Genomic DNA, 14526 nt, shown 5'->3' with positions numbered 1-14526 from the left:
GGTTCGATGGAACGACGGGCGGGGCACCATGCTCACCCACGGCCTGACCTGGCCCAGGGGCTCCCGGGCTCCCGCCCGTCACCGCGGCCCGCAGACTACGCGAGTCGCGACAATCAGAGTTACAAGGCGGGACGAGGCGGGTTATCTTATCGCGAGGGCGGTCCCCCCTCACCCGCCGCGCTTCGCGCGTCGACCTCTCCCCGCCGGGGAGAGGTGAAACGAGGCCCGCCCGTCACTTGATCGACATCACCTGGATCGCGGCCGGTCCGAGAATCACGACGAACAGCACCGGCAGGAAGAACACGATCATCGGGACGGTGAGCTTCGGCGGCAGCGCGGCGGCCTTCTTCTCGGCCTCGGCCATGCGCATGTCGCGGTTCTCCTGCGCCATCACGCGCAGCGCGTGGCCCATCGGCGTGCCGTAGCGCTCCGACTGCTGCAGGGCCAGGCACACCGACTTGACCCCGTCGAGGGCGGTGCGCTTGGCGAGATTCTCGTAGGCCTGCTTGCGGTCGGGCAGATAGGAGAGCTCGGCGGTCGTCAGCGTGAACTCCTCGGCGAGCGGGACCGACTGGGCGCCGACCTCCTGACTCACCTTGCGCAGCGCCGCCTCGATCGACATGCCGGACTCGACGCAGATCAGCAGCAGATCGAGCGCGTCGGGAAACGCCCGCCGGATCGAGAGCTGACGCTTCTGGATCTTGTTCTTGAGAATCAAGGTCGGAAGCTGGATGCCGAAATACGTGGCCGCGATGCACATGCCGAGCTTGATCGTCGTCGGCTGGTCGAGATCGAGGATGAAGAAGACATAGAGGATCGACAGCGCCAGCATGACGATCGGCGCGACCGCGCGGAAGAACAGGAATCCCACATAGGGCGCCGAGCCGCGATAGCCGGCCTGGGTCAACAGCGCGCGCGCCTCCTCCTTCCCCAGCCACTTGGTGAGATTGAACTGCTCGACGACCCGCTGCATGTACTGCTTGGGCGTGGCGCGCAGCTTGGCGCGATCGCCGCGGGCGATCCGCTCTCGCTCGCGCTGGCGGATCTTCTCGCGCTCGATCGCCACCGCGTTCATGCGCTTCGAGAGCGTGTCGCCGGCGAGCAGCGGCATCGCGAGGGTGACGACCGTGGCCCCCGCCGCGATCGCGGCGAAGATCATCATCATCAGGCGGGAGTCGTGGAGAATGTCGGTGAGCATGGCCGCCTCAGAAATCGAAACTGATCATCTTCTTCATCACCAGCACGCCGGTCGCCATCCAGAACGCCGAGACGGCGAGCAGGACGTGTCCGGTCGGATGCGTCCACAGGAGCGAGATGTAATTCGGGCTGGTGATGTAGACGGTCAGCATCACGACCGGCGGCAGCGCCCCGATGATCGACGCCGAGGCCTTGGCCTCCATCGACATCGCCTGGATCTTCTCCTTCATCTTCTTGCGGTCGCGCAGCACCCGCGAGAGGTTGCCCAGCGCCTCCGACAGGTTGCCGCCGGCCTGCTGCTGGATGCCGACCACGATGCCGAAGAAGTTCGCCTCGGGCAGCGGGATCCGCTCGTAGAGCCGGCCGCACGCCTCGCCGAGCGGCATGCCGATGGTCTGCGTCTCGATGATGGCGCGGAACTCGCTGCGGATCGGCTCCTCGGAATCGGCGACGATCACCTTCATCGAATCGAACAGCGGCAGGCCGGCCTTGATGCCGCGCACGATCACGTCGACGGCGTCCGGGAAATGCTGGAGGAACCGCGCCTCGCGGCGCTTGCGCAGATACGACAGGAACCAGTTCGGCACGCCGACGCCGGCCGCGAAGCCGAGCCCGACGGCCGGAACGAGCTGACCGCTGGCCAGCAGGGCGACGACGAACACCGAGACGGCGAGCACCACCGACAGGATGATGAACTTGCGCTTCGACCAGTCGAGGCCGGCGCGGGTGATCCGCACGGCGAGCGACGGCCGGCGCGCCTTCTTGCCGCGCTCCTCGATCTCCTTGAGCGTGTCCTCGAGCTGGTCGCGCCGGGCCCGCTGGGGCGTGCGCGTCGGCGCCTTGCGGACCGGTCCGGGCCGCGCCACGCTGCCCAGGCGCTCCTCGGCGGCCTTCTCGCCGGAGAGGAGCGGGAACAGGAACACCCAGGCGATCCCGCCGACCGACATGGTCACCAGGAACGTGAGCGCGATCGTCTGCAGGGCCATGATCGTACTCCGCGTGCCGCCCCCCTCCCCTGCCGGAGACGCCGGGACGGCCCGTTACACAACGCGACACATGCGAGCCGGCGCGACGCGCCGGCCGAACTCTCACAAGACCGCCGCGGCCTCCGCCGCGTCGAGCGCCGCGGCGAGCCGCACGTCCTCGCCGAAGTAGCGCGCCCGCTCCCAGAACCGCGGACGCCCGATGCCGGTCGAGCGATGGCGGCCGATCAGCCGGCCGTTGGCGTCCTCTCCCATCAGATCGAAGACGAACAGATCCTGGGTGATGATCACGTCGCCTTCGAGCCCCATCACCTCGGTGATGTGGGTGATCCGGCGCGAGCCGTCGCGCAGGCGCGCCGCCTGGATGACGACGTCGACCGAGGCGCACACCATCTCGCGGATGGTGCGCGACGGCAGCGAGAAGCCGCCCATCGTGATCATCGACTCGAGGCGCGACAGCGCCTCGCGGGGATTGTTGGCGTGCAGCGTGCCCATCGAGCCGTCGTGGCCCGTGTTCATCGCCTGCAGCAGGTCGAACGCCTCGGGTCCGCGCACCTCGCCGACGATGATGCGTTCGGGCCGCATGCGCAGGCAGTTGCGCACGAGATCGCGCATCGTCACCTGACCCTCGCCCTCGAGGTTGGGCGGCCGCGTCTCCAGCCGGACGACATGCGGCTGCTGGAGCTGGAGCTCGGCGGCGTCCTCGCAGGTGATCACCCGCTCGTCGTCGTCGATGTAGCGGGTCAGGCAGTTGAGCAGCGTCGTCTTGCCCGAGCCGGTGCCGCCCGACACGATGGCGTTGACGCGGCAGCGTCCGATGATCTTCAGGATCTCGGCCCCCTCGGGGGAGATCGTGCCGTAGCGCACGAGCTGCTCGAGGGTGAGCTTGTCCTTCTTGAACTTGCGGATGGTCAGCGCCGGTCCGTCGATCGACAGCGGCGGCACGATGACGTTGACGCGCGAGCCGTCGGGGAGGCGGGCGTCGCAGATCGGCGAGGATTCGTCGACGCGCCGGCCGACCTGGCTGACGATGCGCTGGCAGATATTGAGGAGCTGCTGGTTGTCGCGGAACCGAATCCCGGTCTTCTGGATCTTGCCGGCGACCTCGATGTAGACCGTGCCGGCCCCGTTCACCATCACGTCGGCGATGTCGTCGCGCGCCAGCAGCGGCTCCAGCGGGCCGTAGCCGAGCACGTCGTTGCAGATGTCGTCGAGCAGCTCCTCCTGCTCGGCGATCGACATCACGATGTTCTTGATCGCGATGATCTCGTTGACGATGTCGCGGATCTCCTCGCGCGCCGATTCGGCGTCGAGGCGGGCCAGCTGGGCGAGGTCGATCGCCTCGATCAGCGCTCCGAAGATCGTGCCCTTGGTCTCGTAGTAGGACTCCGAGCGGCGCGAATCGACGGCGGTCGGCACCCGTTGCGGCGCCGCGGCCGGCTGGTCGTCGAGCGTCGGCACTCGCCCGCCGACCGTCTGGGGCGGCGGCACCATCGGGGCGGCCAGGCCCGTCGAGGGGAACGGGGCCGGGCCGTGCCCGCTGCGCTCGGGCGGCGGCGGGGCGACCGGCGCGGGCGTCATCCGCGGCGGTTCCCTCGCTTCCGTCGGCAGGCCGGACCGTCTTCCGAACACGTTCACACTCCGGAGGTCGTCGTCAGCGGGCGAACAGCTTCCCGAGCAGCGGCGGCAACCGGCCGGCGCGGGACTTCTTCGATTCGGCGCGCCCCGTCACGAGCTGGGCGAGATGCCGGAACGACTCGGCGATGCGGTGCGAGGCGGCGACCTCGGCGATCATCTGCCCGTTGTTGGCGGCCGTGCCGAAGAGCTGCGGCTCGAACGGGATGATCGCCACGGGCTCGTCCTCCAGCGCCTTGGCGAAATCCGGCGGCTTGATCTCGGGCCGCTTCGGCACGCCCACCTGGTTGAGACAGTAGAGCGGCCGCCGGTCGTTCGGCCGCGCCGCCTTCAGGAGGTCGATGATGTTCTTGGCGTTGCGCAGGCTGGCGAGGTCCGGCGTCGCCACCACCAGGATGTCGTCGGCGCCGACCAGCACGCGCTTCGTCCACGCCGCCCACACATGCGGCACGTCGAGCACGACGCAGGGCACGCTGGCGCGCAGCGCGTCGATCACCGGATCGAAGCTCTCGGCCGAGAAGTCGCAGAGGCGGTCCATGGTGGCCGGCGCGGCGAGCAGGCTCAGATGATCCGTGCACTTCGACAGGAGCCGGTCGACATAGGCGGTATCGACGCGCTCGGGCGAGTAGACGGCGTCGGCGATGCCCTGCGGCGGGTCCTGGTTGTAGTCGAGGCTCGCGGTGCCGAAGGCGAGGTCGAGATCCGAGATCACGGCGTCGAGCCCGAGATCGCGCGCCACCGCCCAGGCGACGTTGTGGGCGATCGTCGAGGCGCCGACGCCGCCTTTGGCGCCGACCACCGCGACGATGCGGCCGACCGGCTTGGCGCTCGGCGCGTGGAACAGGGTCGAGACCGCGCGCACGATGTCGACCGGGCTCACCGGCGTGATCAGATACTCGCTGATGCCGCGGCGGACGAGCTCGCGATAGAGCCCGACGTCGTTGCGATGACCGATGACGATCACCCGGGTGGCGGCGTCGCACACCTCGGCGAGCACGTCGAGCTCGGCGAGGATCTCCTCGCCGCCCGTGTCGGTCTCGAGCAGGATCACGTTCGGGGTCGGCGAGCTGCGATACGCCTCGGTGGCGGCCGCCATGCCGCCCATCTGGACCCGGACATGCGCCTTGATCATTCGCCGGTCACCGGCCGCCGCCTGCACGGCCGCGGCGGCTTCCGCGGTCTCGCAGAACGCCTGCACCGAGATGCGCGGCACCGGGGCGATGTAGTCGTCGGGATCGCCGGCGACGATCGTGTCGGGGCCCGCTGCGGGTTGCTGCTGATACGTGATCATTTGCCGACGTCGCTGATCTTGCCCTTGTCTTCCTTCGGATAGGTGCCGCCCGTGGCCTCACCCTTGCGGTACTTGTCGAGCACCACGGTGCGACGCCAGGTCGGGACCGGCGTCTCGCCGCGCGGCTGAACGAGGTCGTGCGGATCCTCCACCATCGCGGCGAGGTTGCGCTGCGTCGCGCATCCGAAGTTGTGATAAGGCTTGTTCGTCATGTAGCCGGGATTGGCGTAGTTCGGTCCGATGTCGTCCGGCCACAGTCCGCACGGCCCCGCCTCGGCGACCATGCGCGGATAGCGCAGCCGCATGGTGGCGATCTTGTTCGGGCCGTTCGGATGATAGGGCTGCACGTAGATGGCGTTCGGCGGCAGGCCACCGGCCTGCAGGATCGCCTGCACCTCGGGCAGCGCGTCGGCGGCGGCGCGCTCGTTCGGCGTCCCGGCCGGCAGTTCGATCACGATGCCGCCGGTCGCCTCGCGCGACCAGGTCCGGGCGAAGGAGGTCACCAGGGCGCGCTGATTGGGCGTGAGGCCGCCGCGGTTGGCGCCGATGAACAGCTCCGTCGTCTGATCGCCTTCCTGGATGGCAATCGGGTGACGCAGCCGGTAGTCGTTCGGAATGCTCGCGGTGACGTCGCGGTCGCGCGAGCCGAAGCACCCGCCGAGCGCGGTCGCGAGCAGAAGCGCGGCGGCGGCACGCAGGATCGGCGGCGCGGCGGCCGCGGCTCGCCGCGGGGGGCGGCGACTCCCCATCGGGTTGGTCGGGTCCGCTCGGGTCATCATGGTGTCCGGTCCCTGCCGCTCAGTCGAGAATGAAGCCGTACCGGCCGAAATAGGTCCGGTTCGGGTTGTTGGCGCCGGCGACCCCGTAGATGCGGTTCAGCCGCCCCATCAGCACCGAGGACGGATCGGAGATGTCGGCGTATCCGTCGTCCGGACGCGACAGGTTCTTCGGCGCGACCGCGCGGACCGTGTACGGCGTGACCATGATCATCAGCTCGCTCTGGCGGTTCACGTAGTCGCGGCTGCGGAACAGCGTGCCGAGCACCGGGACCTGCAGCAGCCCGGGCAGGCCGTTGATGGCCTGCTTGGTCTGCTCCTGGATCATCCCGGCCATGGCGAGCATGCCGCCCGACGGGATCTCGACGACGGTCTCGGCGCGCCGCGTGCGGATCGACGGGATCGTGATGGTCGGCCCGCCGATGGTCGGCTGCATCGTCATCGAGTTCTCGTTGGAGAGATCCGACACCTCGGTCATCACCTTGAGGCTGATCCGTCCCTCGCTCAGCACGATCGGCGTGAAGGCGAGGCCGATGCCGAACTTCTTGAACTCGACCGCGACCTGACAGTTGCGACCGGTCTGGTCGCAGGTGAGGCCGCCCGGGATCGGGAACTCGCCGCCGGCCAGGAAGGTCGCGCTCTCGCCCGAGATCGCGCTCAGATTCGGCTCGGCGAGCGTGCGGATGACGCCGGCGCGCTCCATCGCCTTGAGGGTCGCCTCGACGTTGCCGAACTTGGCGGTCAGCGCGGAGGGGCTCAGGCTCTGCCCGTAGGCCGAGAACGGATTGCTGGTGGCGAAATCGAGCACCGTGTTGCCGCCGCCGACCGTGCCGTTGAGATCGATGCCGAGCTGCTTGATGACGTCGCGCTGCACCTCGGCGACCGTCACCTTCAGCATCACCTGGTCGCGGCCCTTGATGGTGATCGCGTTGACGACCTTGGTCTCGGATCCGACCAGGCGGACGGCGAGCTCGTAGGCCTGCTGCGACTCGCCCGGGCTCGAGACCGCGCCGGTCAGCATCACGCTTTCGCCGACGCCCTCGATCGAGACGTCGGAGTTGGGGAACATGCGGCGCAGGCTGGTGCGCACGCCGTTGAGGTCGCGCGTCACGGCGATGTCGTAGCCGACGATCTGGGCGCCGTTCTCGTCGAAGAAGTAGATGCTGGTCTGGCCGACCTTGACGCCGATCAGATAGGCGCGCCGCGACGTGCGGATCACCGCGTTGGCGACCGCCGGGTCGGCGACCAGGACGTCCTTCACCTCGCGCGGCAGATCGATCACCACCGACTTGCCGATGCCGAGCTGGACCGGGATCGTGCCGGGCTCGCCCGGGCCGGGGTCCGGCACGACGACGGGCGCCGGCGCCGGACGCACCGGCGGCAGGCCGCGCGGATCGGCGGCGAGCGACGGCTGCACCAGGCCGAGCACGGCCCCGAGCATGCCTCCCAGCGCGGCGACCCGCATCCTCGCGCTCATGGACATCTGCGTCCCCTCCCGTCGCGGCTCGACAGCGGCGCCGCTCACTTCGCGATCGACGTCGAGGTCACGCCGAAGCGGACCATGTTGACCCGGTTTCCGGCGCGGTCGAGATCGACCACCTCGGGCTTGTCGCGGGTCGGATCGGAGTCGGCGAGGCTGCGCAGCGCCAGCGACATCGATCCCATCTGCTTGGACACCGCGAGCGTCTCGGCCTGGCGCGGCGTCAGCTCCAGCGTCGCGGTGCGGCCCACCACGACCTTCTGGCCGTTCTTGTCCTCGACCATCTGGTCGATGGCGAGCACCCGCACGTCGGTCAGCACGGTCTCGCTGACATGCGACTCGACGCCGGTCGCCCGCTCGGTCTCGCGGTCGCGGCGGGTCAGCAGCACGTCGACGCGATCGTTCGGAAGGATGAAGCCGCCGGCGCCGGTCTCGGGCGAAATCTCGGTCGACACCGCCCGCATGCCGGCCGGCAGGATCGCGGCGAGATAGCCGGAGCCCTTGACCCGGATCAGCTTGCTCTCGCTCACCGGCTCGCCGGCGGCGATCGGGGTGCGGGCGACGGCACCGACGAACTGGGCGACGGCGTCGGGGTTCTCGCTGCGCTTCAGGAACGCCGGGCCGACCGCGCCGGCCGGCCACGGCTGCCAGCCGATGTCGGAGTCCTTGAGCGACTGGCCGATGCCGATGTCGCTCTTGGCGACCAGCACGTCGACCGTGTCGAGCTTGGCGGCGGGGGGGGGCGGCGGAGCCGGATCGCGATCGATGCTGCCGGCCAGGAAGGCGGCGAGGCCACCGGCGGAGACCGCAATCCCGAGGACGATCAGACGCGCGGCTTTCATACGCTTCACTTTCCACGAAGACGCGACGGCACGGACGCCGTCCTGCCGGCATTTCAGCAGGCAATGGTCAATTCATGGTTAATGAGGGGTATCCGGAAGGTCGCGCCACGTCCCGGAGGCGCGACCGCGACGGTGCAACGCGACGGAAAGCCCCGTGCCGCAGCGGCTCGCGAAATTTGTTAACAGATGTTTCACGATCGCGGCGCGAGCCCGCACCGGAGACACCGGATGTCGCGATCACCCGATCGTCGTCATCCAGGGGGTCGACGGATAGATCAGCAGCGCCGCGGCGGCGAGCGCGATGCCGTAGGGAATGCCGCCGTCGCGCTGGTGCAGCCGCTCGATCCAGGCGCTCTCGGCGAAACGCTGCGGCAGCGCGTACTTGCGGAACTCGAGCAGCGCGAGCGTCAGCACGCCGCCGAGCAGCGAGGCGTAGAGCAGGTACTCGTAGAGAAAGCCGAAGCCGAGCCACAGCGCGGTCGCGGCCGCGAGCTTGGCGTCGCCGCCGCCGATCCAGCCCCGCGCGAAGAAGACGAAGCCGATCACCAGCGTGAGCATGGCGGCGCCGGCATGCATGCCGATCTCGGCGAGCGGCATCCCGCTCGCCACCGCGAGCGCGCCGAAGCCGAGCGCGAGCAGGATCGCGACGCGATTCGAGATCGTCATCGTGAACAGGTCGCTCGATGCGGCGAACGCCATCAGGGCCGGAAACACCAGGAGCCGCGCGGCATCGAGAAGCATGGCGTCAGTTCCCCGCGGTCGCGAGCTTGTTCGAGACGTCCTCGAACCGCCCCTTCATGCTCGTCCCCACAGTGTTCACGGCGACGATGATGGTGATGGAGATTCCGGCGGCGATCAGCGCGTACTCGATCGAGGTGGCGGCGCGCTCGTCTCGCACGAAGCGCTTCACTGTTCCGAACATGGCCGTCGCCTCCCTCGCGTTTCGCCGGAGATTACGATGGCATGGATTAAGCACGGGTAACTCGCGATACCGCGATCGCTCTATTTCCGACATGCGCGATCGTCGCGGGCCCCAAACGGCGAAGACCTCGGGCGCCGACCCGAGGTCCTCGCGAACAGCCGGTCGAATCGCGTCTTACTTGCCGAGCTGGCTCGACACGTTCGAGAAGGTCGTCTGCAGCTGGGTGCCGAGCGTGTTGACGACCGTGATGATGGCGACCGAGATGCCCGCGGCGATCAGGCCGTATTCGATGGCGGTGGCGCCGGACTGGTCGGCGAAGAAGCGACGGATGAGAGACATAGAAAGCTCCTGAACGAACTGGCCGGACTGAGCGGCGACGACGCAGTATCGCGCGAACGTTTGAGCGAGATAATAAGACACGTGCAGAAAATTGGTCTGTATAAGTGACTTAATTGCCGCCGATCGCGTGAACCTTTCGTTCACCATACGGAGGGTGTCGACGCACGCGAGAATGCCGGCGCCGACGGCCGTTCCGGCGCCTCGCGGCGGACGACGGCGATGGTGGTGGCGGCGACGAGGAAGGAAGCGCCGTGACGGCGCGGGAGCAGCAGGACCGGAGGCGTGGAGGAGAAGCAGAAGGAGAAGCGAGGGAGGAGGAGCGCAGGAGCCCCCGAAAAATACAGAAGGCCCCGGGCGGTCACCCGGGGCCTGCTGTCGTCGAATGATGGCCGTCGGCTTACTTGCCGAGCTGGCTCGACACGTTCGAGAACGTCGTCTTCAGCTGGGTGCCGAGCGTGTTCACGACCGTGATGATGGCGACGGAGATGCCGGCGGCGATGAGGCCGTACTCGATGGCGGTGGCGCCCGACTCGTCCTTCACGAAACGCTTCAGAGTGTTCATGGTCCTGCTCCTGCTTCCACGCATGCTGTCTGATCTGGCCCGCGGTCCCGTTGTGTCCCGGCCGATCCGAGCCATGGGCGAGACGCTAGCGCGGCGCCCTTGCATGCCGGTTAATTCCGCCGCAGAAACAGGCCTTCCGAGCGATCCTTCGACCCGTGGTTAACAGCGACTTTAGGGAATCGCGAAGATTCGCCCGAAATACCGATAAAATGGGCGTTTCCTGACACCACGGCGAGGTCGGCACATTGGGATTTCGTTCACCACTTCCGCGGCAAGGTCGAAAAGCGCGCCGCGCCGCCCCGCGGCGCCGGATCGGCAGCGTTGGAGTGGACCGATGAAGCGTTGTTCGCGGCGGCTCGGGGCCGCACTGGCCGGGCTCGCCTTCTGCCTGATCGCCGGCGCGGCGGCCGCCGAGCCGACCGCCCCCGCCGACCCGCTCGTCGTCGTGCTCGATCGCGCGAGGCTCGTCCGGATTCCTGATAACGTCGCCACGGTCGTGGTCGGAAACCCGCTGATCGCCGACGTCTCCGTGCAGTCCGGCGGGGTTCTGGTGATCACCGGCAAGGGCTACGGGATCACCAATCTGATCGCGCTCGACCGCGCCGGAAAGGTGCTGATGAGCGAAGCCGTGCAGGTGCAGGGACCGCCCGACGCCGTGGTCGTCTATCGCGGCATCCACCGCGAGTCCTACAGCTGCACGCCGGAATGCGACCGCCGCATCACGCTCGGCGACACGCCGGAGTTCTTCAACGAGACGATCACGCAGACCGGCGTGCGCAACCAGCGCGCCCAGTCCGGCACCGCCGCCGGCGCGACCGCCCGCTGACCCGTCGGCGGCGCTACGACGCGTCCGGAGGCCGAACCACCGCCGCGTGGTGAACGATCTCCTAACGCCGGGGGCGGGCGCGTCGACGTCCCGTGCAAGGGTTTCACAAGAGGCTTTTGCCTAAAATAGCTCGTTCGCGAGAGGTGCGCCCATGCTCGGACGACGCGGGGTGGTTTTCTGTTCGGCCATGGCCCGATGGACGGTTTCGACCGCGATGCGGATCGTGCCGGCGCGGCTGCGCGTCTTCGCCCGCCGCGAGGACGGTGCCGCCGCGGTCGAGTTCGGCATCGTGCTGTTTCCCTTCGTCGCGATCCTGCTGATGACGATGGAGACGGCGCTGGTCTTCTTCGCCCAGCAGAACCTCGAGACGGTCGCGGCCGATTCGTCCCGGCTGATCATGACCGGGCAAGCGAAGAATTTCAGCGAGGCGGACTTCAAGAAGGCCGTGTGCGACCGCGTCGTGGCGCTGTTCGACTGCGCCGACACGACCAAGATGTTCGTCGACGTGCAGACGGCCGAGACCTTTTCGGCGATCAGCACCGCGGTCCAGACCGATTCCAGCGGCAACCCGCAGACCAGCTTCAATCCGGGCGCCACGGGGAAGATCTCGGTCGTCCGCCTGATCTACAAGTGGCCGATCGTATCGCCGCTCACCCAGCCCTATCTCGCCGATACGAAAACCGGAACCACCCGCCTCCTGGTGGCGACGTCCGCCTTCCGCAACGAGCCGTTCTGAGGCCACCATGCCGCACGCCGTTTCGCTCCGTTCCGTGGCCCGCCTTCCGGCGACGATCGCCGATCGGTGCCGGCGCTTCGCCGGCGACGAGGGCGGCGTCTCCGCCGTGGAGTTCGCGCTGCTGCTGCCCGTGATGCTGACCCTCTATCTCGGCAGCGTCGAGGTGACGTCGGCGGTCAGCATCGATCGCAAGGTGACGCTGGTGTCGCGCACCGTCGCCGATCTGGTCGCCCGGACCAAGACGGTCACCAACTCCGACCTCACCGACGTGCTCAACGCGTCCAAGGCGGTCGCCGCACCCTACCCCACCGCGCCCCTGAAGGTGCGGGTGTCGAGCGTGACGATCGACACCGCCAAGAAGGCCAAGGTCACCTGGAGCTCGCATCTGAACTGGGCCGCGCGCGCCGCCGGGGAAGACGTCACGTCGCAGATCCCGCAGGCGCTGCGCGATCCTTGCGCCACCGCGCCGTCGCCCTGCACGGTGGTCTGGGGCGAGGCCAGCTACACCTACACGCCGATGGTCGGCCACGTCATCACCGGAGAGCTGACGCTCTCGGACCAGATCTTCATGAAGCCGCGGCTGGGCAACGAGGTGACGAAGAGCTGAGCGATTTCGCGGGGCGGCGCCGTGAACAGCACCGCCCCCTCACCGTCGCGGCGCGACCTCGCCGATCGGCAGAACCGTGGTCGACTTGATCCGCTCCATGGCGAAGCGCGACGTGACGTTCTTGAGCTGCACCGTGGCGATGAGCTGTTTGTAGAAGCGGTCGTAGGCGTGCATGTCGGGCACGACGACGCGCAGCATGTAGTCGACGTCGCCGGCCATCCGGTAGAACTCCATCACCTGCGGCATCGCGCCGACCGTCTGGGCGAAGCGGTCGAGCCACTCCTGCGAGTGGTCCGCCGTCTCTACCGAGACGAACACGGTGACGCCGAGCCCGACCTTGTCGGGATCGACGATGGCGACGCGCCGGGCGATGACGCCGGCCGCCTCGAGCTTCTGGATGCGCTTCCAGCACGGCGTCGAGGAGAGGCCGACCCGGTTGCCGATCTCCTGCACGGAGAGCGAGGCGTCCTCCTGCAGCAGCGCGAGGATCTTTCGGTCGATGGCGTCCATGCGGGCGGTGTCCCTGCGGCGCCGGACGGCCGCCGCGGCTCAGGCGGACGCGGGCCGGCCGAGGCCGCCCGCGGCGTCCTCGATCCAGCTCCGCATGATGAAATGGGCGATGGCGATCGGCGGCGGCGCGGTCAGCCCGTCGGGATGGCGCCGCTCCAGCATCGTGACGACCTCGTCGCGCGAGAACCAGCGCAGATCCTCGAGCTCGGTGCGGTCGATCACGAGATCGGTGTCGAGCGCCTCGGCGTAGCAGCCGATCATCAGCGACATCGGGAACGGCCACGGCTGCGAGGCGACGTAGTGGACGCGTCCGCAGCGGATGCCGGCCTCCTCCAGGGTCTCGCGCCGCACCGCCTCCTCGATGTTCTCGCCCGGCTCGACGAAGCCGGCGAGGCACGACCACATGCCGGGCGCGAAGCGCGCCTGGCGGCCGAGCAGGCAGCGGTCGCCGTCCACGGCCAGCATGATCACCACCGGGTCGGTGCGCGGGAAGTGCTCGGCCCCGCAGGACGGGCAGACGCGGCGCCAGCCGGCCTGGTCGGGCGCCGCGGGATGGCCGCAGGCCGAGCAGAAGCGGTGCCGGGCGTGCCACAGCAGCAGCGCCTTGGCCTCGGCGAGCGGCGGCAGGTGCTCGCCCGCCACCAGCCCCTGCACGGCGATCGAGCGCAGGTCGGTCACCAGGAGGTCGGGACGCTCCGCCAGCACCGGGGCGAGGGCGGCGTCGAGCCCGACGCCGAAGCGGCCCACGCCGCGATCGTGGCCGAGCCAGACGGTCTCGCGCACCGTGCCGAGGGTCGCCGCCTCGGCGAGCGTGAACAGCGGATCGGCGAGCGGGTCACCGCGCCGCATGATCACCATCTCGCCGGCCGTCACATAGGCGCGGGCGGCCGGATCGGCCGTGTAGGCGGCGAGGCGCTCCGGGTGGTGGCGGACGGCGGGATCGCGGTCGAGAAGGCTGCCGGTGTAGCCGAGCCGGGGCCGGTCGTCGGGATCAGGGGGGGTCAGCATGGCGGCACTAAAAGCGGGGGGCCTCGTCGGACGCAAGCCAAATCCGCTTTCGCAAGGCGCGGATGAACGCCTCGACCTCGCGCGGATCGTGCGCCACCGGGGCGACCGCCCCCCACACCGGCCGCGGCCAGGCGGCGTCGCTGGTCCGCCGCGCGATCACGTGGACGTGGAGCTGCGGCACCACATTGCCGAGCGCCGCGATGTTGAGCTTGTCGCATTCGGTGACCGCCTTGAGGGCGCGCCCGACCCGGGCGATCTCGGTCATCAGCTGGGCCTGCTCGACCTCGTCGAGATCGATGATCTCGGCGATCCCGGCGCGGCGCGGCACCAAGAGGAGCCAAGGATAATTGGCGTCCTGGATGACCAGCACCCGGCTGAGCGGCAGGTCGCCGATATTGATGGTGTCCTTGGCGAGCTGCGGGTGCAGCGTCCAGGCGGTGCTTTCGGGCATGGTGACGGGACTCGGCAGGGGCTCGGACGGCAGGAATCGGTCGCTCGGGAACCTACCACGCCGGCCTCCGCGGCGCTTGCCTCCGCGGCGCGAACGAACCGTCGAACGGACGCTTGCAATCGGCCGCGGTCCCCGCGATATAGGGGGCGGGAGGTTGGCGGTGGACGAGCCACTCGCCAACCGGGTCAGGTCCGGAAGGAAGCAGCCCTAACGAGCCCCGGTTCGGGTCGCGTGTCAGCCTCCCACTGAATTCCTTCGAATTTTCGGTTCTGCGAGGCCCGGCCGAGCGATGGACGACGCCGAGACACCCGGGCTTGCGCCGGCCGCCGGGCCGGCCGATCCGGCGACGCCCGCCCTGTTC

General features: G+C 69.0%; 17 protein-coding genes and 1 other RNA gene. 4 read left to right on the top strand and 14 right to left on the bottom strand.

Annotated features, from left to right (window positions below):
• Window positions 1-232: 232 nt before the first annotated feature.
• From CCR97_RS13440 to CCR97_RS13390, 11 genes are all read right to left on the bottom strand, one after another.
• Entirely contained in the window at window positions 233-1198 is a 966-nt protein-coding gene (locus CCR97_RS13440; RefSeq protein ID WP_111356968.1) for a type II secretion system F family protein, read from the bottom strand.
• 7 nt (window positions 1199-1205) lie between these two features.
• The gene (locus CCR97_RS13435; RefSeq protein WP_111356967.1) at window positions 1206-2183 is read right to left on the bottom strand and encodes a type II secretion system F family protein; all 978 of its coding nucleotides are present in this window, start codon (window positions 2181-2183) and stop codon (window positions 1206-1208) included.
• A gap of 102 nt (window positions 2184-2285) precedes the next feature.
• Window positions 2286-3812 carry an ATPase, T2SS/T4P/T4SS family gene (locus tag CCR97_RS13430; protein ID WP_111356971.1) on the bottom strand — a complete coding sequence of 509 codons (1527 nt, stop codon included), beginning with the start codon at window positions 3810-3812 and terminating at the stop codon, window positions 2286-2288.
• A 22-nt stretch (window positions 3813-3834) separates the two neighbouring features.
• A complete protein-coding gene (locus tag CCR97_RS13425; RefSeq protein WP_111356966.1) occupies window positions 3835-5106 on the bottom strand; it encodes a CpaE/TadZ family protein in 1272 nt (423 codons plus the stop codon).
• Window positions 5103-5885: a CpaD family pilus assembly protein gene (locus CCR97_RS13420; protein ID WP_244670437.1), complete on the bottom strand. Its 783-nt coding sequence runs from the start codon at window positions 5883-5885 to the stop codon at window positions 5103-5105. Before CCR97_RS13420 ends, CCR97_RS13425 begins: the two co-directional genes overlap by 4 nt.
• A 19-nt stretch (window positions 5886-5904) precedes the next feature.
• On the bottom strand, window positions 5905-7359 hold the full coding sequence (locus tag CCR97_RS13415) for a type II and III secretion system protein family protein (RefSeq protein ID WP_244670438.1): 1455 nt from the start codon (window positions 7357-7359) through the stop codon (window positions 5905-5907).
• Between the two features lie 44 nt (window positions 7360-7403).
• Window positions 7404-8204: a Flp pilus assembly protein CpaB gene (cpaB, locus tag CCR97_RS13410; protein WP_111356964.1), complete on the bottom strand. Its 801-nt coding sequence runs from the start codon at window positions 8202-8204 to the stop codon at window positions 7404-7406.
• Between the two features lie 237 nt (window positions 8205-8441).
• A complete protein-coding gene (locus CCR97_RS13405) occupies window positions 8442-8945 on the bottom strand; it encodes an A24 family peptidase (protein WP_111356963.1) in 504 nt (167 codons plus the stop codon).
• A gap of 4 nt (window positions 8946-8949) precedes the next feature.
• Window positions 8950-9126 (bottom strand): Flp family type IVb pilin, encoded by a 177-nt coding sequence (locus CCR97_RS13400; protein WP_111356962.1) that lies wholly within the window; start codon window positions 9124-9126, stop codon window positions 8950-8952.
• Window positions 9127-9300: 174 nt separating this feature from the next.
• Complete coding sequence (locus CCR97_RS13395; protein ID WP_111356961.1) at window positions 9301-9465, bottom strand: Flp family type IVb pilin; 165 nt, start codon at window positions 9463-9465, stop codon at window positions 9301-9303.
• Window positions 9466-9862: 397 nt separating this feature from the next.
• Window positions 9863-10027 (bottom strand): Flp family type IVb pilin, encoded by a 165-nt coding sequence (locus CCR97_RS13390; protein WP_111356960.1) that lies wholly within the window; start codon window positions 10025-10027, stop codon window positions 9863-9865.
• A gap of 334 nt (window positions 10028-10361) precedes the next feature.
• On the opposite strand from CCR97_RS13390, the gene CCR97_RS13385 reads away from it, so the two are divergent.
• From CCR97_RS13385 to CCR97_RS13375, 3 genes are all read left to right on the top strand, one after another.
• Window positions 10362-10853, top strand: coding sequence for a pilus assembly protein N-terminal domain-containing protein (locus CCR97_RS13385; RefSeq protein WP_111356959.1), 492 nt, complete (start codon window positions 10362-10364; stop codon window positions 10851-10853).
• Between the two features lie 187 nt (window positions 10854-11040).
• On the top strand, window positions 11041-11589 hold the full coding sequence (locus tag CCR97_RS13380; RefSeq protein WP_244670436.1) for a TadE/TadG family type IV pilus assembly protein: 549 nt from the start codon (window positions 11041-11043) through the stop codon (window positions 11587-11589).
• Window positions 11590-11596: 7 nt separating this feature from the next.
• Window positions 11597-12196, top strand: a complete 600-nt coding sequence (locus CCR97_RS13375) for a TadE/TadG family type IV pilus assembly protein (protein ID WP_111356958.1) — start codon at window positions 11597-11599, stop codon at window positions 12194-12196.
• Between the two features lie 39 nt (window positions 12197-12235).
• Here the strand turns inward: CCR97_RS13375 and CCR97_RS13370 are convergent, their stop codons facing one another.
• Genes CCR97_RS13370 through CCR97_RS13360 form a run of 3 tightly spaced genes read right to left on the bottom strand, consistent with a single transcriptional unit; the run spans window position 12236 to window position 14165 of the window.
• The gene (locus CCR97_RS13370) at window positions 12236-12706 is read right to left on the bottom strand and encodes an Lrp/AsnC family transcriptional regulator (RefSeq protein WP_111356957.1); all 471 of its coding nucleotides are present in this window, start codon (window positions 12704-12706) and stop codon (window positions 12236-12238) included.
• Window positions 12707-12745: 39 nt separating this feature from the next.
• Window positions 12746-13714 (bottom strand): NAD(+) diphosphatase, encoded by a 969-nt coding sequence (nudC, locus tag CCR97_RS13365; protein ID WP_111356956.1) that lies wholly within the window; start codon window positions 13712-13714, stop codon window positions 12746-12748.
• Window positions 13715-13721: 7 nt separating this feature from the next.
• On the bottom strand, window positions 13722-14165 hold the full coding sequence (locus tag CCR97_RS13360; protein WP_111356955.1) for an HIT family protein: 444 nt from the start codon (window positions 14163-14165) through the stop codon (window positions 13722-13724).
• A gap of 149 nt (window positions 14166-14314) precedes the next feature.
• On the opposite strand from CCR97_RS13360, the gene ffs reads away from it, so the two are divergent.
• An RNA gene (gene ffs / locus CCR97_RS13355) (signal recognition particle sRNA small type) lies at window positions 14315-14411 on the top strand.
• Window positions 14412-14526: the final 115 nt, after the last annotated feature.

It is taken from the genome of Rhodoplanes elegans (assembly GCF_016653355.1).
GTDB lineage: Bacteria > Pseudomonadota > Alphaproteobacteria > Rhizobiales > Xanthobacteraceae > Rhodoplanes > Rhodoplanes elegans.
This window is presented reverse-complemented; position numbering and strand designations above follow the sequence as displayed.